Raw genomic sequence first — 23800 nt, 5'->3', positions numbered from 1 at the left:
CCACTATGTAGATATATAAAACCAGCATACCACAAGACGGAATATGGAAACCAAGCGGATCGCTGAGGTCGTGGAAAACATAAATTATTCTTATCTCTTACCCGCGATTCAGCGGGAGTTCGTCTGGGAAACGAGTGACATCGTGGATCTGTTTGATTCCCTGTTACGGGACTATCCGATCGGTGCGCTCCTTCAGTGGAACCTCTCGGCTGAGGAAGCACAGGCTCAGCCCAAATATCGCTTCGTCACCCACTACGTCGACGAACCAAATTTTCCCCAGTCACTCACAACACCGACCCATCGAAACCCCCCGCACAATTCTGAAGACCCACTCCCGTCACCGGTGAAACTAGTCCTCGACGGCCAGCAGCGACTGACCGCGCTCAATATCGGTCTGACCGGATCATTCTACGAGCGGAAACACAACCACCCTCGGAACAAGGCCAGTTCGTGGGTTCAGGAAGCGACTCTATCTCAACCTCCTCTCGGACCCGCAGACAGCGGACTCGGAACTCGGCAATAAATACGACTTCTCCTTCCGCTCTGAGCAGTCCGCAACCGCGAATGCATACTGGTATCCAGTCAACCGAATCATGTCCATCTCTGACAACGACGATTTCTATGCAGAACGCCAGGAAATTGAGGGAGAGATCCAGGAGCTGGTCGAGAACCACCCCGAGATAGAGAATTCAGATAGTCTGATTCTCAACGCTCAGCGTAATTTCGAGGACCTCTATCGAGCGGTCCACAAGGACGAGAAGCTCCACTTCTTTACCGAAGACGAGAACGACATCACCCGTGTTCGCGACGTCTTCGTACGGATCAATCAGGGAGGGGTGACACCGAATCGTGCCGAAATCCTCCTGTCGTTGATGACTAGTAGCTGGCAACAGGAGCCGCCGGAAATCAACGCACGGGACGAGGTGCACTCGATGGTCGACGAACTGAACGGGATCATCGACGGTGGGAACGCTCCTTTTGCTACGAAGCACGTCCAGAAGGTACTGCTCGCAATCAACGGCAACGAGATCCAGTATCGGTTCGACAACTACAGCACTCGACTTGCTGCGGAATCTGAAGGAGATCTGGCTCACCGATACGTTCTCGAACACGATGGAACAACTCGCTGAGCTTCTGAATAGTTACTATCCGACGGTGACCTACATCCTCAGTCCCGCCCTCTACACACCTATCGCCTACTACCTCTACCAGAACGAGAATCCCTCGCTCGATTCGACCTCAATCAAAGGTCGCGGGCGACGTCGTGACATTCTCTACTATATCTGTGCAGCCCGACTCAACGGATTCACCAGCCAATCATCGAACCAGATCGCAGAACTCGTCCGGGATGTTATCCGAGAGGAAGAGAGCTCGGAGTTCCCACTTGAGCGGATCAGTGATGAAGTGGCATCCAGTTACGGAACCTCCCTCCGTTTCACCGAAGAAAAGTTGACCACGCTTTTCGAGGAGCTCCAGTACGGGAAGCGCGACATCGAGTTCCTTCTGCAGCTATCACACTACCCCGATGAGCCGGCACGGGGCAAAGACTACGATATCGACCACATCATCCCAAATCGGTTCTCCCCGAAGAAGCAGATGCTGACCGGGTGGGGAACCTCCAGTTACTGATTGACAAGACGAACAAGATGAAATCGGACGATGACTTCGAGGACTGGATGAACTCCAGAACGGACGACTACAAGCAGACTCATCATATCCCGGAGGGCGCAAAGGAGATGACGTTCGAAGAGTTCGTGGACGCCCGCGAACGGCTCATTATGGAGCACATCCTCGAACACCAGCCGTTGTAGTAGAAGTCAGGCCTCCAGTTCGAAGGACCTCTCAAGAAGTGTGGTTAGGTCGTCCAGAGCCTGAGTCGCAGTATCGTCGATCTGAACACTAACTCGGTCAGTCTCCTTGGGATGTTTCTTTCCTAACGAGAGGACCACGTCGTCATCGGGAGAGAGGGAAGCCGAAAGCCAAGAGGTAACACGAGGAGAGCCAGCGAACCAAGCAGTCGTCAAATCATGCCAAGGGCGTTCCCGATCTTCCTCACTCGGGCGATCTGGTCCAAACGCTAGCCGTTCCAAGTTATCAGTGAATGATCGGAGTTCCTGGGTATCCGAATCTTCAAGTTGAACGGTGACACGGTGGGTATCGCCATCCCAGCCCCAGTCCTTCTTTCCGAGCTGAAGAGTAAGCTGACCCGTTGGTGAGCGAGAAACAGTCGCCCAAGCGCGTCCCTTCCGGCGGAGATCTTGTTGAGCGACAGTCACCCATTCATCCGACTTATCGAACGAAGCCCAATACTCTCCTGGTATAGGGATTTCCAACGCAACAGTGGGCGATTTCTCTTGCCAGAGCCACCTGATGACTTCCGGGTACCCCTCCATATCAGACCGCGACGGAAGCGCATAGGGCCAGACGGACAGTATTCCGGAGAGATCAACATCGTACTCTGAGAAATCGCCCTCATCGAGCCACGCAACGCTATAGTCACGCTGTAGATAATGGTCAGTAACTGCCTCGATATCTTTGCCCTGATTCCGATACTGAGCCTCTATCGCGATACCCCTTCCATAGGGCTCTCGGGGAGTGTCGAATGTGAGCAGGACATCCGCAATTCGGCCGTCGATACCGGATTCAAGCTCAACTGTCGCATCAGGGAAATCGTGTTCCAATCGAGCATACGCAATCGACTTCATTTTCATATGTTCGTCCGATTCACCAGGGCACTCGCCGACATCTACAAGATCAGCAAAGGTTGCCTGACCTGTAGTTTGGCCCATCTCAGAACGACCCTCCTGTTCGTGGTGCCGAAAATGACGAGAAATGAAAGCAGAACCTCGTTCGTGAGACCGTACAACGGCCATCGGTTGGTCGCACGCAGGACAAGTAACAGTCGTGCCGTCGGCTACTTGTGGTGGGATTACCCGTGTTCCGTTTTGAACTCCAAGATATGGCATTGAAGCTCGATGGCCGGATTAGATTTGCTTGTCACTCTATCGATAATGACCATTACTCCGGCATCCTGTCGTTGGAGGGCCAAAGAGAAATCACCCACTTAGTGCCAAATCAGTAGTGGGAGCTGAGTTTCCGGAAGTTTCCGGAAGGCTCGACTTTCCACGAACACAAATCGAGATACAGCGTAGGTTTTTGGGTGCTCAAGATGGTACTATCATGGGAGTTTCCGGAAGCAACCCGGTCAGGCTTTTGTAACCTGACCCGAAATCAGTCTGTCAGAGACAGATGATTCGCGATGCTCGCGTCCTCCGGGCCGGGTTCGTTCCTCGGGAAGTTGAGCATCGCGACGCCGAAGTCAACCATCTCTCCAGCGTCCTCGAGCCCATCACGAACGGAGAGCCCGCCGACACGGCCATCGTCACCGGACCCAGCGGCGCCGGCAAGACCTGCATCTCGAAGTTCGTTACCGAACGACTCCGGGAAGAGGTCCTCGACGTCGAGGCGACCTACGTCAACTGCTGGCGGAACTACACCCGATTCCGCACGCTCTATCAGATCCTCGACGACCTCGGCGCGACCATCGACATCCACCGTCAGTCGACGCCCCACGACGAACTCGTCGATCGCCTCCAGCAGCACGACGGCTCTCGAACCGTCATCATCCTCGACGAGGTCGACCAACTGGAGGATCCCAGCGTCATCTACGACCTCCACAGCCTCCCGCAGTTTGCGATCATCTGCATCGCGAACAAGGAAGAGGAGCTGTTCAGCCGCGTCGACGGCCGCCTCGTGAGCCGCCTGCGCTCCAGCGAACACGTCCGGATGGACAAGTACCACGACGAGCAGCTGTACGATATCCTGAGTGCGCGGGCGAAGTGGGGGCTCGACGAGGACGTCATCACCGACGACCAGCTATATCGAATCGCCGACGCGGCCACCGGCGACGCCCGCCTCGCAATCGGCATCCTCCGAACGGCCGCCGGCAAGGCTGATCGCGAGAACCACGAGCGCATCACCGACGATATTCTCCTGGACGCCGCCGAGGATGCTCGGGCCCAGATCAAGCAGAAGAGCCTCGACTCACTCACGCCGCACCAGCGCGTCGTCTACGACATCGTTCGTGAGCACGGCCCGCTCGGCCCGGGCGAGATTCACGAGCGCTATACGGACGAAGTCGACGACCCACGGACGAAACGGACCATCCGGTCCTATCTCTCGAAGATGGCTCAGTACAACCTCCTCGAGGCCGAGGGCACGAGCCGGGATCGAGAATACGCGATCATTGAGTCACCACCTGCTGCAACAACCACTTAAAACATTCCAGAACATCGATACACTATGACCACACTCCCCACACTGTTCGAGACCTTCTTGTCAGACATCCGCCCGCAGGACGAGCACAATGATGCCTACAAGGAGGGCCACGAAACCCTCCGCGATCACTTGCAGAGTGACGAGGACATCGACGAGTTCTACGTTGCAGACTTTCTACAGGGGAGCTACCGTCGGTGGACGGCACTCAGACCGCAGGAAGACGAGAAATCCGACGTTGACGTCGTCTTTGTCTCTGATCTCAGCAGTGATCTCGATACCGATGTTGCGCTAAGAAAATGCGAGCCGTTCCTGGATGAACACTATGTGGGGCAGTGGGAACCGAACGCGCACTCCTACAAGATCGAGGAAGAGAAGGTGGAGATCGATCTCGTCTTGACAGCGGCACCGAGCGAGGCAACACGTGAAGCCGTCAAATCACTGGGTTCACTAGACGTTGGCACAGCCCTGAGTCCAGACGACCTTTCGACCGTGGCGGAGGCCCTCAATATGTCGGCAGATGGCGACGACGAGTGGAAGGACCAACCGCTCAAGATCCCACATCGAGATGAGAACAAGTGGGAGAATACCCATCCCCTCGCGACTATCGCCTTCACCATTAATAAAAACGATATCACGGATGGCCACTACGTGAACGTCGTCAAAGCCATCAAATGGTGGCGGCGAACGAAGACACCCGACGTCGAAGGACCGACAAGCTATCCCCTCGAGCACATCGTTGGTCAGTGCTGTCCTCATGATATCGACAGCGTCGCTGAAGGCGTGACAAGGACGCTGGAAGAACTCACACGGCAGTTCAAGACCGAAGCAATGGCCGAGGAAACCCCCGTCTTGCCTGCTCACGGGCTCCCGGAAACCCCCGAGAATGACGTCCTCAAACAAATCGACGGGGACGATTTCGCGGCGTTCTACGATAAGGCCGAAGATGCCGCAGCGCTCGCGCGGACAGCACTGGATGAGGAGGACAAAGAAACATCGAGGGATTACTGGTACCAGCTCTTCGGTGAGAAATTCCCTCCCTTCGGAAGCGACGACGATTCCGACGATGGAGGGGAGAAAGCCATGTCAGTAGGGTCGTCCTCACAGGTAGAGGATCCATCTGACCACCAGTTCGCCGAGTCGGACAGCTGACGTAACAAATGCCTCCCCACGAAATTACAGAAGCCGTTGCAGCCATTGCCGAACGGGACGGAGTCACCGTCCTCAAAGAGCCATATCGACACGATAGCAACGGACGGTGGATCGTCAAGATCAGGCTTTCTCCAGACGACTTAGAACCCCATCCGGACGTGCCACGCGAGACGGACTGGTATCTCCATCTACGGGATACGTACCCCGCAGGTTCAATTGGGATCTACCCTGCAGATCAAGAAGAGAACACCATTTCCGCCACATTCCCCCACCAGAAGCTGAACGTGGCTGGGAGCAACGATACTCCATGGCGAAGAGGCGATATCTGTGTTGCTCGGTATGGGCACACCCTCAGTCAAACGGGAGCCACCGGCGAACCCAGCACAAGCCGTGATCGGCTCTGTTGGCATATGGACCGAGCACTGCGGTGGTTAAGTAATGCTGCGAAAGGGGAACTCCGGGAACCAGACGAACCGTTTGAAATCCCGGCCTTCGATACGAACTCGGCTTCGGCCACGACCATCGCATTCAATGAGACGCAGGAGTCGTTCTCAGAATGGAGGGAGACGTATGGACAGTGGGGGACGGTCAATCTCCGCTCGTTGCCAACTGCTGAAGAGACATACGCGACTGGTACGTTCAAAGATAGCGACGATGAAGTCGTCTATCAGCCACAATGGGGTGGATACATCGATGCGAATCCTGAGGACTCTGTTTCCGGAGCGTGGGCACTGTTAGAAGAGGTGCCGATTGAACCCCCGTGGGAGGCCCCGGGAACGTGGCAAGATTTGGAAGGGTTTTTCGATGGCACCGAGACCGACCCGTACGAACTACGGGCAAATATCAAGCCCGTTTTGGACGATGAACCGGTCAAGATTCTTCTAATCGGGTTCCCCATCCCAGCTACGGTCGACGGCGACCCCGAGATCATTTATTGGCAACCAATCGAGATCCAGGAGTTCAAGGACCCGAATGACCTTTCCGGCGGATTTCGAGATACTGGAAAGGGGCCAGAGATAGCCGAACGACGGGAAGCTGGAGAGGAACAGATTCGGTGGCTGGACTCGGACAACTGGTCGCATGAGCAGCTCACCAGACGCGGGCATATGACAGAGTGGTTTCTGGATCGCAACATCGTACTCATTGGAGCGGGAGCGCTCGGCAGTATGGTTGCCGAGAACCTCGTTCGAGCCGGCTGTCAGCAGCTTACCATCGTCGACAACGACACGTATGAGATCGGCAACGTGGCTCGCCACACACTAACAATCGATGAGGTAGGACGAAACAAGGCGACAGCAATCGCGGACCGGCTCGAATCCATTGCACCGTACGCCCAAGTCTTTGATGTGGATAGCGCCTTTCCACCGAGCGGTGAGTTGCCGGAGTCAATTAGAGAAGCGGAGGTAGTAATTGACTGTACCGCGTCACGGGGAGTTCGTCGCGCTCTGGATGCGATTAGATGGAATCACCCGGTCGTGTTTTGCTCCGCTGCGATGGGTCGGCGAGCGAGCCGGTTGTTCTGCTTCACAGCTTACTCACATACCTTTCCGTACAGCGATTACAACGAAGCGTTCGATCCATGGCGGTTGCAAGAACAGATCGAATGGGACGAAGACGAGGATGCCATCCCCGAGCGAGTCGGCTGCTGGCACCCAGCATCAGTTATCCGAACGGACCGGGTGATGACGTGGGCAGGGACAGTGACACGACTTCTCGATCAGGCGACGGCATTGAGCCTGCGCGAGAATCACTTCACCGTACTCGAGACCGGTAGTGGCGACGAGCTGCCGACCATTTCACAGGCCACACCTCCCTTCCAGGACGGAACTATATGGCGAGCACCGGAATCACCAATCACCGTACAGATTCCGGCCACGTGTCTTGAAGCGATGTATGAGCGCTGTCGGGAAGAACACCCCTGTGAAACGGGCGGTATTCTCGCTGGAACCGACCGTCTCGATGGGCCAGCACTGGTGGTGAATGCCCGCGACCCACCGCGGGACTCCATTCAAGAACCAACTCGATTCCTCCGCGGAACCGACAAAGTCGAGGAGTGGCTCAAAGACGCCAGGGAGAGCATTGGCATCGACTATCTCGGTGAATGGCACTACCATCCCGGCGCTTCACCCGATCTCAGTCGGGTCGATCGGACTGCGATGAATGACATCGCCAACGACGACGGCTACGACTGTCCACATCCGCTCCTCTTCATCGTTGGACAGGACGAAGAAGGTCAATTCACGATCAACGCCTATCTATTCCATGATAGTAAGGAATACGAGCAGTTAGAACGGATTGACAACCCAGATGCAGCTACAACTCTCAACGTCGGTGACGATATATGACTGATCCAACTGGCCGTGTATTTCTCAGCTATAAGCACGAACAGACGGACATCGCCAACTTCCTGCAAACGGAACTCGAGCGACACGGGGTGCCGATTTGGCGGGATATCTTCGATTTGAAGCCAGAGCCACTCAGAGATGAGATTATCGACCAGTTGGAGAACCCGGAAACGGCCAGTGGTATTGCGCTCGTCAGTGAGGGCGTAGCCGACTCCGACATCATTCTCAACGACGAGTTGCCGGGATTCAACAAGCGCTGGGACGAGGATGACGAGTTTTTCGTGGTCGTTGTGCCATGTCCCGATATCAGCGTTGGAGAAGCCAAATCGATACTCAACGAGGCACCGATCCTCCACGACTTTTCCGCCTGGAAAATGCTCCCCCGTAGAGGAGACCACGTCTGACAAAGCTACAGAGATCGTCCAGGCCGTCTTATCAGAGCGCATCGAGCGGATAGATGGGTATTTGCCGGACGGTGAGCCCCTCGAATGTTCACTTGATACCTACGAATCGCCCGCTCACGACAACGATCCAGCGATTGCTATTGACTGGTCGAGATCGTTCGAACATGGTCCACCATCCCAAGAAGTATGGAACCAGCGTCTACTCCCGGCGTTAACTACGGTAACGGACAGTCTCATTCAAAACGCATCGGGCCGCACCCTCCGATTCCGTGGCCGAACGCATCTTCCCGCTGCGTTCGCGGCCGGTTACTGTCTTCCAACCACACGTCGTATCCAAGCAACGTGGATGCAACCCACCGGTCCTGCCGGGATGACAGAATGGAGACTCGATATCGACGAAGAGGAAAGCGGGTTAGAAGGAGATCTCCAGCGACAACCGAATCACGGAGCGGAGCTGGCGGTGCTCGTCAACATCGCTGCCGATGTGCAACCGGAGATCGACCAAATGCATAACGACCTTCCGGATTTCAACGGTATTCTCAGATTGACACCGGAAGATGGGCCTGGTGTGGAATTGTCCCCGGCACAGGCAGCCCATGCTGCAGGTGTTTTCCGTACCAAGGTACGAGACGCAATCAAAGAACTATCAAAAACATCGACTATTCATCTCTTCATAGCTGGCCCGATGGGGCTCGCCTTTCTCTTCGGGCGAAACTCAAACACTCTTAGACCGATCCAGACCTACCTCTACAGCAAAGACGAGGGTCGGTACTATCCTGCTGGTCGATTACAGAATCAGTCACTTTCAGACGGCTCAGACACCGCCTCAGAAGAGCAATAGCAAATCAGTGCCCATTGCCAGAAGGGCATCGACTCGATCATTTCGCACCAGCGCGTCGTCTACGAGGTGATTAGAGAACTGGTAGGTCTCGTTTTGTTGACCGAGGAATGCACCCCCGTGATTTATTACTGCAGGAGCGATTATGTCCTACTATGAGCGCAAAGGGCCAGCTCCGTCGGTTCGAGAACAGGGCGCAGTTGCTGCGCCATATCTCTGAGGAGACCGGCACGGACATCGACACGCTTTGGGACGAGTACGAAGCCCAAGTCGAATAGAGCCCTTTGCAGTTTTTGACGCGTGGGCGACGATACTAATCTCGATTTATCGTTCGAAATAGACGCAGAGACAGTCTCTCTGAGCCCTATCGGGGAATATCAGGTTCTCGATCTGGAAGGGCCGGTCGTCATCGTTGGAGATGCGTCGTACCGCGTTGTTCCGGTCGGTGAAGACTCAGAGGCGTCAGAAGATGTTCGGGAACTTCGTGTCGACGAGATACGTGCTGCACTCAGCGAGCTCGCTGACAACGACGACTTTCAGTCAATCGTAGACAATTGCCCGACGAATACGCCGCTCGTCTACGACGACATCGATTATTTGACTCGCCATCTCCCCACAAGTTCGCTCCAGAAGTGCCAGAAGCTGAGTGAGAGCACCCCTTTCGAGAAGGAATTACTCCTCCAAGTTGCCTACGTAGAACGCCAAAACTCTCTCGTCGGGCACGCAGACAACGTCCTCGAGTATTATCTCGAACAGCGTGCTGAAATCGCTGAAAACTCCGGTCCACCGACGAGATCGACAGCGACGTTGAGCGGTCATTCTTTTCGTATCTCCTCCTCGCCTCGGCACTCATCGAAGAGCTGACGACAGAAACGGTCCTCAACGAACTCTTTCGCGAGGAAGCTCGTCTCGACAGCATCACCGAGCACGTTCGGAGTATGGGGCACGCGAAGCGATTAGAGAAACTCTGTGATATCCAAATACTGACCGGAGGTGACCACGGATCGCTTGTCGAGGTCAAAGAACGCAGAAACAACCTCGTCCACGACGCGCAGAAACGTGCAGGCCTTGACGAACTCGAATCGCGTCGTGAAGTCGCACAGATCCTCGAACAGACTGATCGATGTGCGTCCGTCCTACTGACGATCTCGGGAAAGAACATCGAGTCAGTCATCGCGAAGCGAGGGTGTGAGCCCTATATCGAACACGCTCAATCTGAAGCAGTAGCCGACACAATCACAACCTGGGAACAGGAGAATCCAGAGCGCCTATCGAGACTTCACGACTGTGAAAGAGCAACCCTCGAAGAAATTCGCTGGGATACCGAAGAGAGTGACCCTAGGAACAACATCACGGAGGGATTCACATTTGATGGATTTGATGACGAAGAGCGGTATGAGATACTGATGGAGTTCGTCGGTGATGCCTCAAAGGCGTTCCTCGACCGGATTGATGCTGATGCAAACGAGAGCAATCTCGATCGCTTCGATTTCGCGTTGATGGTGCTGCTCTGTGCTGGTCACAGGTACGAGGAGATTGCCCGGTGGCTGGATACCGACGAAAAGTACGTCCAGCGGAAGGAGAACGTGATAGCCTGGAGAGCTTCGCAGTTCGAGAAGGATTTGGTAGATGAGATCCCCGCCCAGAGGGCCCAACATGGCCATCGGACACGGAATCAGATGAACAGGATGGGTGCTAGCCCGATAACAGACGGGTCATCCTCGCATAGTACGTATGCTCTCTCAGCGGAAGGCACACTCGGATAAGACCGAGCGTAAGCATCTCGAAGACCGCCTCACGGCAGAAGGTACCATCCGGGATCGAGAGTACTCGCTCGTCGATTCGGTAGCTACGTCGCCGATGCAGCGACCGTGACGCCGCCACCAATCAGGCACTGAACTCGCCGAGGCCCGATTGCTCGTGCTCCAGTGGCTCAGCCGTACTATGCCTATTCCCGGACATCGAATGCTTTCACCGCGACACGGACCGGATACCCACTCTCCGACTCCAGTCGATATACGCCGTGATCTGCAATCTCCGGCACCTCAGAAACGTACCGGTCGTGCGCCATCGTCGCCTCCCGTATCCGGTCTTCAACCGTCCCGAAGTCCTGGCGCCGTGAGAAGATCAAGAGTGCAGCGTGTGAATCCCGGACAGTCAGGTTGTTTAGGAGCTGGTCAACCGCGTCCGTATACACAGATGGTCCATCCCAGAATTTGCACTCCGCGATGAACAGGTTCTCGTTATCATACCGGAGCAGGATATCCGTCTTCCCACCGCGGTTGAACGTTTCTCCGGTCGCGAACCCGGAGTAATGCGAATTAATCCCCATCAGGAAAATATCCCGTAGCGACTCCTCATCCAGACCCCGGACCGGCGTGGCGGATCGTTCCAGATCACGTCCTAAGTCGTCAAGCAGATCCAAGACCTCGATAAAGGTCCGGTCCTGGAGCACCTCGTCATCACTGTCCGCAGCCGGTGACGGTAGCTCAATCTCTCGCTTTTTCTCCGGCACTACATATCCAGGTTCCGCGGTGTCACCGGTGTCGACACCCAGTTCGGCCATCACCGCATGGTTTGTATCAACGATCTCCCGCCGTTCCTCAATCGAGCGGCGGGCGGTTCGCCGCAGCTGCTCCTCCATCTCCGCGATATCATCCTCAAGCTGTTCCACGAACCACGCCACCTTATCCACCCATTCGTCAACCTCTGACTGAATTTCGGCTTGGACCTGTTCCGCATCCTTATTCCCGATTGTGTAGTCAACGTGGTAGACGACCTCGTTCCGGTTCAATTCATTGTAGCGCGGTTTGTTCAGCTTTGAGGAGCTAGGATTGATCTGCAGGAGGTCGCTGTCGCCGTCGAACGGCAGCTTCACACGGATCCGCTGGTACGTTTTAGTAGGCCGACCGCGCTGATTGAGGCCGGGCAGGCCTTGGCCACGCGGGACCTCTTTCTCGACCTCGCCGACCTGTTCCAAATCGTAGTCGTTGAGCTGGATCGGGGACGGTATGTATCTTGACGTGAATATCAGGGTCAGGAGGTCGGTGCTGTCCTGCAGCTCGTCGTTGGACAGTCCCTTGATTTCGTCCTTCAGCGCTGTCTCTTGCTCCCGCCTGTACTCGTGGATTGATTGGTCGGAGAAGAGATGGTCAACTGATTGTCGCCGTCTCATTACCACGTAGTTGGGCCGTGATCTGTCATAAAATACCGGATCAACTGAGTAGACCGGTTGTATCACAGGATCACGAACTACGGGCTTCCCGTTCGACCTCGCGCTCTACCGCATCCGACTCCTCATACAAGAACCGTGATGGCCGCCCCTGCGTGAACCCGCAGCCGGGACACTTCCAGATCGGCTTGTCATCCCGGAATCGCCGCGATTTCGTGTCTGTCATCAGATCGGTACCGCACTCCGGACAGACCGGTGAGTCAGCATACGCGTAGGCGTCACCAAGACTGCGCTGGCGGCCGTGCAGCACTCGCCATTTCACGCCGAACTTATCGACCTCCCACTCGGAGACATCGCGCCGAGGCTTCCCTCGAGCCGTGGCGACGAATGCGGCGGACCGGCCACTACTACCACTGTTACCGAACGTGTTCCGGGCCCAGGACAGGAGCCACCAGAGCAGAGCGAACGCAATTATGGCGATCAGCACGACCCGGAGATACGGGTTGTTCAGGAAAGTGAGAGGGTCGATATCAGTAATGGTCTTTGGGAGAAGTGGCTGGAGTAGGGAGGCGATGAGGATTGCGGCCGCCGCGGTTACGATTTCGTCGACCGAAATTTCCATTTGATAACTGATTACATACCAGTATGGTTAGATGTGTCGAATTACCGGAACATGTTGATCTCATCCATCAATATTCGAGATGCGCGCTGTGTATTCAGTACAGCCAAAGGTCGATCACTACTTGAGGGTTGAAAGACCGTTCTGGAAACATTCCCAGAAACAGACGAAACATAGTAGAAATCCGGTGACGGAGCCGGTTCTAAATTTGTCCCAAACCTTCCCGGAAACGCGGAAGCGACACGCCGCAGCTTATCGGGAATATGGCCATCTAGTCGAGTATGCCCAAGCACTCTACATCGATATCAAACCAATTAGCGGTGGATCAACCGACCCGGGACGCTAACCGCAATCGAACCCTTGCCGATCAAGCCGACCCAACCACGGAGAAGATGCTGTTGCCGTCACTTGAGGACGGCATCACGCTGCTCGACGTCGAGGGAGGCCGCGGCGTCCCAATCTTGCAATCGCTCGTGCTCGACCATCTCCTTTTCGCACGACGGGCCCGCCTTCTGGGTCGACGCGAACGGCCACGCGACGACGACCACGCTCGCCCAAATCGCCCCCAGCCAGCGGTTGCTCAACCGGATCCACGTCGCGCGCGGGTTCACCGCCTACCAGCACTACGGCACCGTCTGCGATCTCCCGACGGCGGTGAACCAATCTATCCGGAGATCTACCGCAGACACCGGGACGAGCAGTCGACAGTCGACGGCTCGCAACGAGGACGCGTCCTCGCACACCCCGTCGCTCATCGTCGCCCCGGCAGTCGATGCGCAGTACCGCACTGACGACACGCTCGGAGACGCCCACGCCGGGACACTCCAAGCGCGAACGCTCGCTCGACTGGCGACCTACGCGGATGGGTACGAGGTGCCGGTGCTCGTTACTCGCAGCAAAGCGGACGAGTTCGCGGCGCCGGTCGCGACAGCCGCTGATCGCCGTCTCGAGTGCGAGCAGACCCGGATGGGGCCACGGTTCACGGGTGAGGAGTTCGAGACGCTCGTCTATCCCGTCGACGATGGGGCATACTACCAGACGACGTTTACCTACTGGCGTCAGGTACTCGGCGCACGTGCCGAACAGGTCGGGCTGGAACCGGCCTCGCCCTCCACCCCGACCACGACCTCCGACGGCGTCGGAACGGGGATGACGGCCAACGGAACGACCGCATCACTCACTGCGAACCCACTACTCGATGCCTGGACGAGTGCTGGAGGGCGATAGTCAATGGGGCGCACCAATCCGACGTATCGGGATGCGCTGCGAACTATCGAGGAGCGATGGACGGATTTCCGTCGGGCGCTCCGTCGTCGCGACCAACCGCGCTTCGACCAGCTGTTCGAGTACGCTCGCGAGCACGCCGACGCGAGTGGCCTGTTGAACCACCAAAACCCGCTGTTGCCGGCGCTGATCAGCATCGATCTCGAACAGGAAGCCCGACTCGATGAACACGAAGACCGCCTCGCTGAACTCGAAAACGCACTCAACGAGGCGGACGATCGGCAACAACACTCCGAGGCAGGTACAACGGAGGACGGATTGTACTGATGGTTTTTAGTACGGGGTACTAGACCGTTCGTATGGCAACGGATCGTTTTCAGAGAATCAACGACTTGGAATCAGGTGATCGAATTCGAATCCACCTTACCGGAGACGGTCCGGTTGAGGCTGGCGGTGTGACGTTTCAGAATCCGTGGGAGACCTCCGTCGGAAGCGTACACGAAGAGAGAAAGGACCCCCGGAAGGGAGATGAGGTCCGACATATCGAATTTCATCGGACAGTGCGTCTCGATGCACCTGACGAGATCGTGCCGCCTGATCGCATCGTGTTGAAAACTGCACATCGGATGGAGCAGGAGAACACACTTCGGCTGACATTCAAACAGCTGATCGAAGATAGTCCCGGTCACTATACTCTCCATGCCCTGGGACTCGAGGATCTCGAGGTTCTCGAATGAATTTGTATCGAATACAGCGCCTCAGTACCGTAATTAGTAGACTTAACCAACATCCCGTAGCAAGCGTGGGTTTTGTTGGTTAAGATGGACGGAGAAGGGGATCAGCGCCCCGGAAGTGTTTGTGGAAAATGGATGGAAAGCCCCAAATTCGCGTTCCACGCCCTTCGCAGCCGTGTCACACAGATTCCCTGAACTCCGGAAGCAACACACTGCCGATTATCGGGTGAGCGTACGTTGGCGTGCCTATGCTGGAGGACGATAGATAGAAAATGCCATTCACATTCGATTTCCTTGATGATGGCCGTGTCCTCGAATGGGAGACGACGGCTGACGGCGCCGTCGCGACCGAACGCGAAGACTACTCGCCGCGCTTCTACGTCGCATCCCGCGCACCAGATGACGAGATCGACCTCACGAGACTCCGCAGCGTGTACGAACGGCACCCGGACGTCGTCGCGACCGATATCGTCGCCCGGCGGCCAGGCTTCCGTCGCGACGACGAGGACGTCCTCGCCGTCGACGTTGTCCACATCGATCGGATCACCTCGCTGGCTCGACAGGCACGCCAGCTGTCCGAGTACCCTGTGGGGGATCTCGCCTGCTTCAATGTCGATCTCTCGCGGGAGTTTCGGTACTGTCTCGAGAACGATGTAGATCCGACGCCAACGAGCGATCTCTCGACGCTGCGACTCGACGTCCCACTCGACAGAGACAACAGGCGATGCGTATACCGAACTTGCCGTCGGCGGCGAGACGGTCACGGGCCCGCCAGCAGATATCCTGACGACAGTCCAAGCTGCGCTTGACGACCACGATCCGGACGTCCTCGTCTGCTCGACGAGCGAGATCGTCCCGACCCTGTACGAGATGGCTGCCAGCAATGGCGCCGACAATTTCTCGTTCGAGCCGGACCCCAGAGGGCGATTTCCAGCAGCTCGCGAGCCGCTCGACCTACGCGAGCTACGGCCGCGTCGGGCACTCGCCGGCGCGCTACAACGTGCCCGGAAGAGCAATCATCGACCGATCGAACACGTTCTTCTTTGGCGAGACCAACATCGACGGCGTCCTCGACCTGGTCTCGCGGTCGCGCAAGCCGATACAGGAGGCAGCCTGGGCGTCGATCGGCAACATCCTCACAGCCATCCAGATCTGTGAAGCCCACGAACGCGGCGTCCTCGTCCCGTGGCACTCCTGGCGCCACGAGAAATTCAAATCAACAGGGGTGCTCCACGATGCCGATCGTGGTGGGTTCATCTTCGCACCTGAGGTCGGACTCCACGAGGATGTCCACGAACTCGATTTCTCCTCGTTGTATCCGAACATCATCTGCACGCACAACGTCTCGCCGGACGTGATTCGCTGCGAGTGCCATCGCGACCGCGAGGACGTCCCCGGACTCGGGTACTCGATCTGTGACGACCGGGGCTACCTCGTCGACGTCCTCCAGCCGATCATCGATGCGCGCGACGAGATCAAAGCCGCCATCCGTCGCGAACAAGAGCGTGACGAGCCTGATGAGGAGCGCCTCGACGAACTCGAAGGGCGGTCGGGGGCGCTGAAGTGGATCCTCGTCGCCTGCTTTGGGTACCAAGGCTTTAACAACGCCAAATACGGGCGCATCGAGTGCCACGAGGCAATCAATGCGTTCGCGCGCGAGATTTTGTTGACGGCGAAGCAACGCCTCGAAGCCGGCGGCTGGCGTGTCGTCCACGGCATCGTCGACTCCATCTGGGTGACCCCAAACCCCGACGTCGACGACGAGGACCGCGAGTCCCTCGAGGCCCTCGCGACCGAGATCACCGAAGCAGTCGACATCCGCCTCGAGTATGAATCGCACTATGACTGGGTGGCGTTCGTCCCACAACGCGAGAGCGACGCCGGCGCACTAACGAAGTATTTCGGAAAGGTCGTCGATGAGGACGAGTTCAAGATCAGAGGCATCGAAGCCCGCCAGCGGTCGACGCCACCATTTATTGAGGACGTCCAGCGAGAATGCCTCGATCGCCTCGATACGACGCAGTCACCAGAGGCAGTCCTCAGCTGTCTCGACCGTGCAGTCTCGAAACTCCATGCCGGTGAGGTAGCGGTGGAGCGACTCGTCGAACGGAATCGTGTCTCCAAACCACTCGACGGCTATACCCAGAACACACAGAACGTCGCAGCGCTGAAACGGGCTCGCGACCAGGACCTCGCTGTCCATCCCGGGCAAGATATTGAGTACGTCGTGGTTGATGACGAGAAATCCTCACGGGAACGCGTCGTACTCGCCCACGAAGAGGTCGAAACATACGATCCATCGTATTACGAGACACAACTCGTCCGCGCTGTCGAAAGCGTCCTCTCGCCCTTGGGTTGGGATCAGACGGATATTCGACGGAGTCTCGCCGAGACACGAGAGGTAGAGTTGACCGATTTTACAATGACCTGGAATGGATGACCTTGTTCTGAGATGCCGATAGCGGCTCTTTACCACCATATTTCGGTTTTATCGATAGATGGACCCATGAGATACATGGGTCAATGGACGGAGATCGTCTTCGGTGAGAAAAAACCACAAGTGGGCGACAACGTCGACACCCCCCGGAGTGTGAATGGTGGAGTGATATGTATTCATATTGTGAATCTCTTTCTCTAAGCCGAATCCATTCACACTGAGGGGGGAGTACCCTGGATCAGTTACACCCCCCTCAGTGTGAATGGGATTTGAAATCAATCACACCGTGGGTGGACAACCTATATGTGAATGGGATGAATTGGTCCGGCTATGCCAAACAACGAATCCACGCAAACGACCGTCGACGAGATCTTGAATGTCGACGAGGACAACGAAGAAGACGAATCGAATATTTTTGAAAAACCGTGGCTGCTCGAAATCGATAACGTACCAGACGCCAACCGGATCGTCGGCCGTGACGACCACATCACGTTCTTGGCGAAGAATCTCCGGAAAATGCGGACGAACAGCGTTCCGGACAACGTTCTAAGAGTGGGGTGAAACCGGGACAGGGAAGACACTAGTTGCAAGGCACGTCTGTGAGCGCCTCGAAGCAGCAACGGACGGGACGGATTCGCCCATCGTTACAGCCTACATTAACCCGGACCCGATTTCTACGTATACCTCCACCTTCCGAAAGATTGCAGAACAGGTGAACGCCAAAGCGGAAAACCCGCTTGAAGTTCCCTATCAGGGCCTTTCAGCAGAACACTACCGGGATCAGAAGTTGTGGCCCGTCGTTCAGCGGGAATTCTCGGGTGGGCTCGTCGTCATTATCGACGAAATCGACAAGCACGGCGAGGTCAACGAAGTACTCTACACGCTTTCACGGACACAATCGAAAGACGACGTGGATTTCCCAGTCCTCACGATCGGGATTTCAAACGACATCGAATTCAAAGGCGAAATCGAGTCCCGGGTGCAATCCACACTCCAACCGGAACACCGAACGTTCACGCCGTACGAAGAAGATCAGCTTATCGCGATCCTCGAGAATCGCCGCGACGCGTTTTACGACGGAGTCCTCGATGACGAAGTGATACCAACAACAGCCGAACTCGCAGCTGAAGAACACGGAGACGCTCGACGCGCAGTTCGATTGTTCCGCAATGCGGGTGAAATTGCCGACGAGGAAGGAGACGACATCGTGACCGCTGAGCACGTCCACGAGGCCGACGAACTCGTCGAGGTCGAACTCTTTATGGAAATGGTGAAAGGGACGCCGTTGTCCGGGAAGTTACTCCTCTTTGCACTCACACGACTTGATCGGAACAACCCGGAGAAGGAGTGGTTCCGTACGTCCGAGATCCACGAGGTGTACCAAACAGTCGCAAGAGATGTTGAAGTGGAGCCGAAGGGGTACAATCGCGCACTTGAACTCCTGAACAAACACGTGACGACTGGCGTTCTCGAATCCAAGAAGAAGGAAGGCGGCGATCAAGGAAAGTTCAGATCGTACTCACTCCAGGGTGACGTCGAGAGCACTCGAACTGGGCTGATCAATTCGACACCGGAGCTCCAGACGTTGATGGGATGGTGACACCCCCACCCCTCGGTGTGAATGGTATGGCATAGGGGATGGCAGCTGTTTAGATGACGCTGGTGTCGTTGGAGAGCCGTTAGCAGTCTCGTGAGGTTGAAACAACCCGTAGAGCGGGTAATACGGTAAAATTGGCTGTTTGCAGTGGTTGGCTAGTGTGTCGCACCGCAGTAATAGATAATTTTAATACACACGAGTCTAAACAGTCCTTCGAGTAGTATCCTGTTTAAAGGCAAGGCACTTGTGCCGAAGCCGACGCGCCAGCGCGGAGGCGGAGGGGCGTCCGCGCTGGTCGGGTTCCGCTATTAGGAGCAGCTTAATCGTGGTGCCCCACGTGGTGGGACCATTCACACTGAGGGGTGTGGGGGTGGGATATCCGCCAAACCGTTTCGCTGGCACCGCTTTGCCTCGTCTTCCAATGACGAAATGGAACGCCGTGTTGAGGAGGGTGGCTGCCCATTCACACCGAGGGGTGTCGGACTGACGGGTCCCATTCACACTCCGGGGGCACCCCTTTCGTCCACGACATTCTGCAGCCATCGCCAATCGGGTACTGGGCTATCGAATACCAGCCGACTTCGCCAGCGAACGTCAGGTCACAGGTGTCCGCTCAGAGGGTGGCAACACACTCGACGAGCTCGTCTTCAGTAGTCCACCGGCATAACCGACCGCCATCGTCCAACATCTCAAAAATCGCCGTCTGCATACCACTATACGGATTCTCACTCGTCACTCCGGTCTCAACGTCCTCCAGGTCGAGTGGTTCGTATTCGCGCTTGAATACGTGCGTTTTCGCGAAATATTCCTCCAGGGCCGTGAAATACCCCTGTTCGACCAGAAATCCTCCCTGGGCGTGTTCGGCGACACCGACGATCGTATCCGTATAATCAGCGAGCAGACGGAACTTGAGATAGGTATTCGTCCACTCACTTCTGATGTCGACCATCAAAAATGCATACGCGCCGGCCCGCCGATTGAGGCGATCTTTCACGAGTTGGAGACGGCGAATCTCGGGTTGACCATAGCTGCCGAGGACAAAGTACGAATGCTCAGCCGAGAAGATCGGCGTGAGCTCCGCAACACTCTGTTTCAGCGCTTCGTACTCCGCCGGCGTGAGTGAGGTCTCGTGAAGATACTCCTCGGCCTTCGCAGCGAGTTCATCAACAGTGACTGGATCCTCACTCATCTACCCGTGCATACTCGGATAGCGTGCTTTAATGTGGCGACCTCATCATAGACCGATTCGCTCCTACTCGATTCGTATTAGGGCGAAACGCTTTTGCACGCACCACCCGAACAACGAAGTAATGAGTACCTCCGATCAGCCGCCAAGCGATCTCGATTCCGTACGGGAGCGACTCAACGTCGTCACCCAGGAGACGCGGTTCGCGCTCCTCCAGGACATCCTCGGGCATCCGTCGGAACTACCGACGCTGAAGGAACTCGACTACGTCAACCCGAGCAAGAGCCAGACGACGATTCGCCAGCACCTCCAGCAGCTCGTCGACGCCGGCGTCGTCGAGGAGGTGCTCTTGCCCGAGGACCGCCGGCAGAACGACCTCCCGTACAAGTTCTACGGGATCAGTGAGAGCGGCCGGCAGTTCCTCGAGGACCACAAGCTCCTCCGCGCACAAGACACGCTTCGAGAAATCTACGACCGGGTCGAGAAGACCGACGACATCAAACGGTACGAGACTGCCCCGCGACCCGAGCGCTGACACTCCTTCTTCACTTCGTCCCGTCGCCACGGCTGTGGTCTGTCCCGCTACTGCGAACGGAGTCGATCGCCGCCTTCTGAGGCTCATGGATACAGACGGAAGTCTCTCATTCCGTCATTTCGGACGCAGTCGGGTATTGTGCAGCAGGGCATCACTGGTGCTGTCCGTAGTTCACGAGTGCTTCGTTGCTCAGACGGCCCGTTCGGTCAGAAAGCCTATATCAGTATAGTATAGCGTCCGTAGTATGCCCGAATGCCAGAACTGCGGGTCCTTCGTTACTGCACAGTATGCTCGTGTGTTTACCCCGGATAATGTCGATACGCCACGGGTGTGTCCGTACTGTCCGGACAAACTCCGCGACGGTGCCGACGTCCGCTCTGCGCGGTCAAACCGGCGCTCTGCGTAACGTAGGGTGTGATTCCCTGATTTGATTTCGTCTTAGTGAGCGAACACATTGCTATCGGGCGGGTGGCCCCGATCGGTTCAGTCGCCCGGCTTGACTGGACCTTTGTATTTGGAGGTTACCGTTTCGCCCTCTCGCCACTGCCAGTAGTAGTAGCGGTTATCGTTGATTTCCTTGATCGTGATCGTTGCCTTGGTAAGGACGTCGTCCGGGAGATCGGGTGGGCGCTCTTCGTCCTCGTCGTCGTTGTCCGACTCGAGACGGTCCGTTCGCTCTTTGTACTCGGCCAACGCTTCCGCATAGCGTGATACGTGGCGGAGTTGGTCTGAGGAGTATTCGTTGAGGGTGTCGACGATGTCCGCCGGAAGGTCTGCCGGCGGCGTCGGTGGCTCGTAGGACATTGGGACCCTTCGTATTAACCAACACAACTCGCCAGAGCCATAGATTGTTGGTTAATCACCGGCCTCCCTCAATTCCGATGGTACGTTGTGAGATACTGTTCGATGAGGGTAGAAACCGCGTGGCTGAATCGATCAATCTCGTGAGCGAGAATCTTGAACTCGAGGATGGAAGAGTGAGGGTGGATCTGCCACGAAGACGGATATGAGTGAATGAAAAAGCTGTACTCGCCGTAGAAGTCATCGAGGCGGGAGGAAGCTCGTGGTGCCAGAGCGAATCCAAGTAACCGATGACGTGATTGTTGGATGGGAACGGCGGTACGAGGTAGTTGGCTTTGATGTCAAGTAGTTCGTCGGTGAGAGTATCGATGAACTCCTCGTCAAGCTTGGCCAAGCCGTCGCCCCTCTTTCAGTGATCGGACGACATTCTGTATCGTGCGGCGAACGCCAGGCTTGAGATGGGCAGGGTTGACAGGAGTCACGAACGATTCGACCGACTCGGTGGTCTCTACTTCGAGTCCTGCCAGCGCGATGTAGAGCGGGTAGGAGAGGTTCGTCTTGAGCACTTCGGTGATGGTACCCTTGGTGATGCCGTACTTGTCGTCGTAGCTGAGTCGTGACCGGGTACTGTGGTCGTAGAGACGGTCCCGGAGCTGACTGCGCTGTGTCTCAAAACTCGGAGTCTGTCGACCTCTAACCCAGTCATACCATTGCTGATTAGCGGACAAGAATGGACGTGGCGGGGTATGCGCCGGTACTGAGGAGTCATCGTAGATGGTAGCGTACTCTGCGTTGATGAACAGGAGATCGTCGAACACCGACCAGCTCAAATTCTCCAAGAGCTTCCGTAGTTCTCGGTAGCACGGCGGGATCGAACCGCGGTCTGCAAGCACATCGATATTGGTGATGATGCTTTCCATCTCCAGCAGGTAGAGATGCACTGCGGGGAAGGTATTGAACCGTTGCCACGTCGTCCGCCGCCAGTACGTTTGGAGTTCGTCACGCCATTCGTCGATCTTGGAGAGCAACGTCTCCGTCGTCTTTGTGATCGAGTCCTTCTCCGATTCAACTCGCGCTTTGACAGCCTCCTGCACCTGCTTTCTCGACGCAATTGAATCCGATTGCGATTTGCTGGCCACTTCCGAGACCGGGTATTTTGAGCCGTGGAGATAGTGGTATTTCTCCTCTAGCGTCGCTTCGTCTGTCTCTGCGAACGAGTCGAGAAAGGCATCGAACTTGGAGCTATCCAGTCCATGGATTTGGAGCCCATAGTACGGCTGGGGGCGTGATGAGGACCGGTCAACAATTCGGAGCTGGAGGAAGTCCAGCCCCATCTCATCAAGTGCCTCATTATATCGCTCTGTGACTTCGAGCGCCGTCTTGTACTGGTTCTCGGGATCATTCGGATAGGCTTCGGGCACTTCGTGCAGTACCTTCGAGAAGAACGCGTCGACGAGATGGTTCGGGAAGTCCACATCAGTGGTTCCGGACGTTGCCCTCGATCGTGAAATACTGGTTTTCGCTCGCATCGGGCGAAGGTCCGGACGTCTGCGTTAAATACGGCCAATCCATAACGAGAGCTACCTCTACAATTGCCCATTGTAGACTCGATATTTAATCTCTGTCAGTGATTGAGAGTACCGGTGAAGTTCGGTGGACTTGGTGGTGCCCTACACGGTACTTGCAATGCCAGTGAAGTACCCATGGGCCATATCCAGCTGGTCCCGATCAACCTCATCGGCTTCGGCCCGGAAATGGAGAAGCGCGTTCCGCGTCTCGCGAATATCTTCAAGCAGGCTTTCGACCATATCGCGTTCCTGTGAGAGGCGTGGTGGCAGGTGATCGAGGTTTCGCATTATGAACATCCGATAGTCATCGAACGAGAAGTCTTCGGGGCAATCAGGCGTCTCATAGCTCTCGTCATGCTCAGCGCGATCGGCGAACGTCTCGTCGATAGCCTGGTCTAGGTCATCAAAGGATGCACGGAACAGGTGGCGGAGACTTTCCTCGATCTCGCCAATCTGGAGGAACGGTTCGACCTGATGTTCGAGGAAATAGAGGATATCGTAGCGGGTCAGGATCCCGTCCAGGCCATCTTGGTCGCCAATCAGGACATAGTCATCCTCGGCAAGCGTATCGAACAACTCGAAAATATCGTGGTCTCGGTCCACGAACTCGGGATTCGTATTCAGGGCGATTTTGACGGAGGTCTCCTCGACCCGCGGATCGTCCATTGACTTCACGTATTTTGCGACCGATTTGTACGTGACTGTACCCTCAACACCATCATCGCTCACCACTGGGAGCTGGTCAAAATCGTGTTCCAGCATGAGCGTCAAGGCATTCTGAATCGAGTCATCCAGATCGACAGTTACGGGCTCATCTGGTGTCGCGGCCGTTCTGTGGCTGAGAACGTCGGCCGCCGTGAAGAATTCCATAGCTCGACTAATGTCGTACGTGTCCTTCTACATTGGGGACATC

General features: G+C 56.2%; 24 protein-coding genes and 3 pseudogenes. 20 read left to right on the top strand and 7 right to left on the bottom strand.

What is annotated here, in order from left to right:
• Nucleotides 1-43 precede the first annotated feature (43 nt).
• The 4 genes from ACODNH_RS03415 to ACODNH_RS03400 all read left to right on the top strand — a co-directional run bounded on the left by ACODNH_RS03415 (nucleotide 44) and on the right by ACODNH_RS03400 (nucleotide 1811).
• Nucleotides 44-523 (top strand): DUF262 domain-containing protein, encoded by a 480-nt coding sequence (locus tag ACODNH_RS03415; protein ID WP_434530265.1) that lies wholly within the window; start codon nucleotides 44-46, stop codon nucleotides 521-523.
• Between the two features lie 70 nt (nucleotides 524-593).
• Nucleotides 594-1130, top strand: coding sequence for a hypothetical protein (locus tag ACODNH_RS03410; protein WP_434530264.1), 537 nt, complete (start codon nucleotides 594-596; stop codon nucleotides 1128-1130).
• Nucleotides 1114-1629, top strand: coding sequence for a hypothetical protein (locus tag ACODNH_RS03405; protein WP_434530263.1), 516 nt, complete (start codon nucleotides 1114-1116; stop codon nucleotides 1627-1629). Before ACODNH_RS03410 ends, ACODNH_RS03405 begins: the two co-directional genes overlap by 17 nt.
• Before the next feature lie 17 nt (nucleotides 1630-1646).
• Nucleotides 1647-1811, top strand: a complete 165-nt coding sequence (locus tag ACODNH_RS03400; protein WP_434530262.1) for a hypothetical protein — start codon at nucleotides 1647-1649, stop codon at nucleotides 1809-1811.
• A gap of 6 nt (nucleotides 1812-1817) precedes the next feature.
• Here the strand turns inward: ACODNH_RS03400 and ACODNH_RS03395 are convergent, their stop codons facing one another.
• The gene (locus tag ACODNH_RS03395) at nucleotides 1818-2789 is read right to left on the bottom strand and encodes a hypothetical protein (RefSeq protein ID WP_310931038.1); all 972 of its coding nucleotides are present in this window, start codon (nucleotides 2787-2789) and stop codon (nucleotides 1818-1820) included.
• A 460-nt stretch (nucleotides 2790-3249) separates the two neighbouring features.
• On the opposite strand from ACODNH_RS03395, the gene ACODNH_RS03390 reads away from it, so the two are divergent.
• The 8 genes from ACODNH_RS03390 to ACODNH_RS03355 all read left to right on the top strand — a co-directional run bounded on the left by ACODNH_RS03390 (nucleotide 3250) and on the right by ACODNH_RS03355 (nucleotide 10780).
• A complete protein-coding gene (locus ACODNH_RS03390; RefSeq protein ID WP_310931037.1) occupies nucleotides 3250-4278 on the top strand; it encodes a Cdc6/Cdc18 family protein in 1029 nt (342 codons plus the stop codon).
• Between the two features lie 24 nt (nucleotides 4279-4302).
• Nucleotides 4303-5427, top strand: a complete 1125-nt coding sequence (locus ACODNH_RS03385) for an SMODS domain-containing nucleotidyltransferase (RefSeq protein ID WP_310931036.1) — start codon at nucleotides 4303-4305, stop codon at nucleotides 5425-5427.
• An 8-nt stretch (nucleotides 5428-5435) separates the two neighbouring features.
• A complete protein-coding gene (locus tag ACODNH_RS03380) occupies nucleotides 5436-7772 on the top strand; it encodes a ThiF family adenylyltransferase (RefSeq protein ID WP_313696093.1) in 2337 nt (778 codons plus the stop codon).
• On the top strand, nucleotides 7769-8176 hold the full coding sequence (locus ACODNH_RS03375; protein WP_434530261.1) for a TIR domain-containing protein: 408 nt from the start codon (nucleotides 7769-7771) through the stop codon (nucleotides 8174-8176). The genes ACODNH_RS03380 and ACODNH_RS03375 overlap by 4 nt, the downstream gene beginning before the upstream one ends.
• A complete protein-coding gene (locus tag ACODNH_RS03370; RefSeq protein ID WP_434530313.1) occupies nucleotides 8061-9017 on the top strand; it encodes an SAVED domain-containing protein in 957 nt (318 codons plus the stop codon). The genes ACODNH_RS03375 and ACODNH_RS03370 overlap by 116 nt, the downstream gene beginning before the upstream one ends.
• A 152-nt stretch (nucleotides 9018-9169) precedes the next feature.
• Entirely contained in the window at nucleotides 9170-9292 is a 123-nt protein-coding gene (locus ACODNH_RS03365; protein WP_008528531.1) for a hypothetical protein, read from the top strand.
• Nucleotides 9293-9314: 22 nt separating this feature from the next.
• On the top strand, nucleotides 9315-9878 hold the full coding sequence (locus ACODNH_RS03360; protein ID WP_434530260.1) for a hypothetical protein: 564 nt from the start codon (nucleotides 9315-9317) through the stop codon (nucleotides 9876-9878).
• Between the two features lie 74 nt (nucleotides 9879-9952).
• Nucleotides 9953-10780 (top strand): hypothetical protein, encoded by an 828-nt coding sequence (locus tag ACODNH_RS03355; protein ID WP_434530259.1) that lies wholly within the window; start codon nucleotides 9953-9955, stop codon nucleotides 10778-10780.
• A 182-nt stretch (nucleotides 10781-10962) separates the two neighbouring features.
• On the opposite strand, the gene ACODNH_RS03350 is transcribed toward ACODNH_RS03355, so the two are convergent.
• Nucleotides 10963-12189 (bottom strand): hypothetical protein, encoded by a 1227-nt coding sequence (locus ACODNH_RS03350; RefSeq protein WP_144800141.1) that lies wholly within the window; start codon nucleotides 12187-12189, stop codon nucleotides 10963-10965.
• Between the two features lie 70 nt (nucleotides 12190-12259).
• Nucleotides 12260-12808: a hypothetical protein gene (locus ACODNH_RS03345; RefSeq protein ID WP_144800142.1), complete on the bottom strand. Its 549-nt coding sequence runs from the start codon at nucleotides 12806-12808 to the stop codon at nucleotides 12260-12262.
• Nucleotides 12809-13086: 278 nt separating this feature from the next.
• Here ACODNH_RS03345 and ACODNH_RS03340 point away from each other — a divergent pair.
• The 6 genes and pseudogenes from ACODNH_RS03340 to ACODNH_RS03315 form a co-directional block, all read left to right on the top strand.
• Nucleotides 13087-14032 (top strand): annotated as a pseudogene (locus tag ACODNH_RS03340) (hypothetical protein).
• A gap of 3 nt (nucleotides 14033-14035) precedes the next feature.
• Nucleotides 14036-14356 carry a hypothetical protein gene (locus ACODNH_RS03335; RefSeq protein ID WP_144800144.1) on the top strand — a complete coding sequence of 107 codons (321 nt, stop codon included), beginning with the start codon at nucleotides 14036-14038 and terminating at the stop codon, nucleotides 14354-14356.
• Nucleotides 14357-14388: 32 nt separating this feature from the next.
• Complete coding sequence (locus ACODNH_RS03330; RefSeq protein ID WP_310931032.1) at nucleotides 14389-14766, top strand: hypothetical protein; 378 nt, start codon at nucleotides 14389-14391, stop codon at nucleotides 14764-14766.
• Nucleotides 14767-15035: 269 nt separating this feature from the next.
• Nucleotides 15036-17203: pseudogene (locus tag ACODNH_RS03325) on the top strand (type B DNA-directed DNA polymerase).
• A 327-nt stretch (nucleotides 17204-17530) separates the two neighbouring features.
• Nucleotides 17531-17761, top strand: coding sequence for a hypothetical protein (locus ACODNH_RS03320; RefSeq protein WP_434530258.1), 231 nt, complete (start codon nucleotides 17531-17533; stop codon nucleotides 17759-17761).
• A 52-nt stretch (nucleotides 17762-17813) separates the two neighbouring features.
• Nucleotides 17814-18800 (top strand): annotated as a pseudogene (locus tag ACODNH_RS03315) (orc1/cdc6 family replication initiation protein); the annotation flags it as partial.
• Nucleotides 18801-19410: 610 nt separating this feature from the next.
• Here the strand turns inward: ACODNH_RS03315 and ACODNH_RS03310 are convergent.
• The gene (locus ACODNH_RS03310; RefSeq protein ID WP_310931029.1) at nucleotides 19411-19986 is read right to left on the bottom strand and encodes a hypothetical protein; all 576 of its coding nucleotides are present in this window, start codon (nucleotides 19984-19986) and stop codon (nucleotides 19411-19413) included.
• Nucleotides 19987-20107: 121 nt separating this feature from the next.
• Between ACODNH_RS03310 and ACODNH_RS03305 the strand changes: the two genes are divergently transcribed.
• Complete coding sequence (locus ACODNH_RS03305) at nucleotides 20108-20518, top strand: helix-turn-helix domain-containing protein (RefSeq protein WP_310931028.1); 411 nt, start codon at nucleotides 20108-20110, stop codon at nucleotides 20516-20518.
• Between the two features lie 244 nt (nucleotides 20519-20762).
• Nucleotides 20763-20924, top strand: a complete 162-nt coding sequence (locus tag ACODNH_RS03300; protein ID WP_425499669.1) for a DUF7563 family protein — start codon at nucleotides 20763-20765, stop codon at nucleotides 20922-20924.
• 77 nt (nucleotides 20925-21001) lie between these two features.
• Here the strand turns inward: ACODNH_RS03300 and ACODNH_RS03295 are convergent, their stop codons facing one another.
• The 3 genes from ACODNH_RS03295 to ACODNH_RS03285 all read right to left on the bottom strand — a co-directional run bounded on the left by ACODNH_RS03295 (nucleotide 21002) and on the right by ACODNH_RS03285 (nucleotide 23757).
• Entirely contained in the window at nucleotides 21002-21322 is a 321-nt protein-coding gene (locus ACODNH_RS03295; RefSeq protein WP_310931027.1) for a hypothetical protein, read from the bottom strand.
• Nucleotides 21323-21699: 377 nt separating this feature from the next.
• Complete coding sequence (locus ACODNH_RS03290) at nucleotides 21700-22794, bottom strand: hypothetical protein (protein WP_434530257.1); 1095 nt, start codon at nucleotides 22792-22794, stop codon at nucleotides 21700-21702.
• 195 nt (nucleotides 22795-22989) lie between these two features.
• Nucleotides 22990-23757 (bottom strand): CBS domain-containing protein, encoded by a 768-nt coding sequence (locus ACODNH_RS03285; protein ID WP_310931025.1) that lies wholly within the window; start codon nucleotides 23755-23757, stop codon nucleotides 22990-22992.
• Nucleotides 23758-23800 lie beyond the last annotated feature (43 nt).

This window comes from Haloarcula sp. NS06 (genome assembly GCF_051122755.1).
In the GTDB taxonomy this organism is placed as follows: domain Archaea; phylum Halobacteriota; class Halobacteria; order Halobacteriales; family Haloarculaceae; genus Haloarcula.
The sequence above is the reverse complement of the archived record's forward strand: the minus strand, read 5'-3'. Positions and strand labels throughout refer to the sequence as shown.

Excerpts from the sequence above, each read along its gene's own strand:
- ACODNH_RS03415 (WP_434530265.1), top strand. The coding sequence starts at position 44 with ATGGAAACCAAGCGGATCGCTGAGGTCGTGGAAAACATAAATTATTCT.
- ACODNH_RS03410 (WP_434530264.1), top strand. The coding sequence starts at position 594 with ATGTCCATCTCTGACAACGACGATTTCTATGCAGAACGCCAGGAAATT.
- ACODNH_RS03405 (WP_434530263.1), top strand. The coding sequence starts at position 1,114 with ATGGAACAACTCGCTGAGCTTCTGAATAGTTACTATCCGACGGTGACC.
- ACODNH_RS03400 (WP_434530262.1), top strand. The coding sequence starts at position 1,647 with ATGAAATCGGACGATGACTTCGAGGACTGGATGAACTCCAGAACGGAC.
- ACODNH_RS03395 (WP_310931038.1), bottom strand. The coding sequence starts at position 2,789 with ATGGGCCAAACTACAGGTCAGGCAACCTTTGCTGATCTTGTAGATGTC.
- ACODNH_RS03390 (WP_310931037.1), top strand. The coding sequence starts at position 3,250 with ATGATTCGCGATGCTCGCGTCCTCCGGGCCGGGTTCGTTCCTCGGGAA.
- ACODNH_RS03385 (WP_310931036.1), top strand. The coding sequence starts at position 4,303 with ATGACCACACTCCCCACACTGTTCGAGACCTTCTTGTCAGACATCCGC.
- ACODNH_RS03380 (WP_313696093.1), top strand. The coding sequence starts at position 5,436 with ATGCCTCCCCACGAAATTACAGAAGCCGTTGCAGCCATTGCCGAACGG.
- ACODNH_RS03375 (WP_434530261.1), top strand. The coding sequence starts at position 7,769 with ATGACTGATCCAACTGGCCGTGTATTTCTCAGCTATAAGCACGAACAG.
- ACODNH_RS03365 (WP_008528531.1), top strand. The coding sequence starts at position 9,170 with ATGAGCGCAAAGGGCCAGCTCCGTCGGTTCGAGAACAGGGCGCAGTTG.
- ACODNH_RS03355 (WP_434530259.1), top strand. The coding sequence starts at position 9,953 with ATGGGGCACGCGAAGCGATTAGAGAAACTCTGTGATATCCAAATACTG.
- ACODNH_RS03350 (WP_144800141.1), bottom strand. The coding sequence starts at position 12,189 with ATGAGACGGCGACAATCAGTTGACCATCTCTTCTCCGACCAATCAATC.
- ACODNH_RS03345 (WP_144800142.1), bottom strand. The coding sequence starts at position 12,808 with ATGGAAATTTCGGTCGACGAAATCGTAACCGCGGCGGCCGCAATCCTC.
- ACODNH_RS03335 (WP_144800144.1), top strand. The coding sequence starts at position 14,036 with ATGGGGCGCACCAATCCGACGTATCGGGATGCGCTGCGAACTATCGAG.
- ACODNH_RS03330 (WP_310931032.1), top strand. The coding sequence starts at position 14,389 with ATGGCAACGGATCGTTTTCAGAGAATCAACGACTTGGAATCAGGTGAT.
- ACODNH_RS03320 (WP_434530258.1), top strand. The coding sequence starts at position 17,531 with ATGCCAAACAACGAATCCACGCAAACGACCGTCGACGAGATCTTGAAT.
- ACODNH_RS03310 (WP_310931029.1), bottom strand. The coding sequence starts at position 19,986 with ATGAGTGAGGATCCAGTCACTGTTGATGAACTCGCTGCGAAGGCCGAG.
- ACODNH_RS03305 (WP_310931028.1), top strand. The coding sequence starts at position 20,108 with ATGAGTACCTCCGATCAGCCGCCAAGCGATCTCGATTCCGTACGGGAG.
- ACODNH_RS03300 (WP_425499669.1), top strand. The coding sequence starts at position 20,763 with ATGCCCGAATGCCAGAACTGCGGGTCCTTCGTTACTGCACAGTATGCT.
- ACODNH_RS03295 (WP_310931027.1), bottom strand. The coding sequence starts at position 21,322 with ATGTCCTACGAGCCACCGACGCCGCCGGCAGACCTTCCGGCGGACATC.
- ACODNH_RS03285 (WP_310931025.1), bottom strand. The coding sequence starts at position 23,757 with ATGGAATTCTTCACGGCGGCCGACGTTCTCAGCCACAGAACGGCCGCG.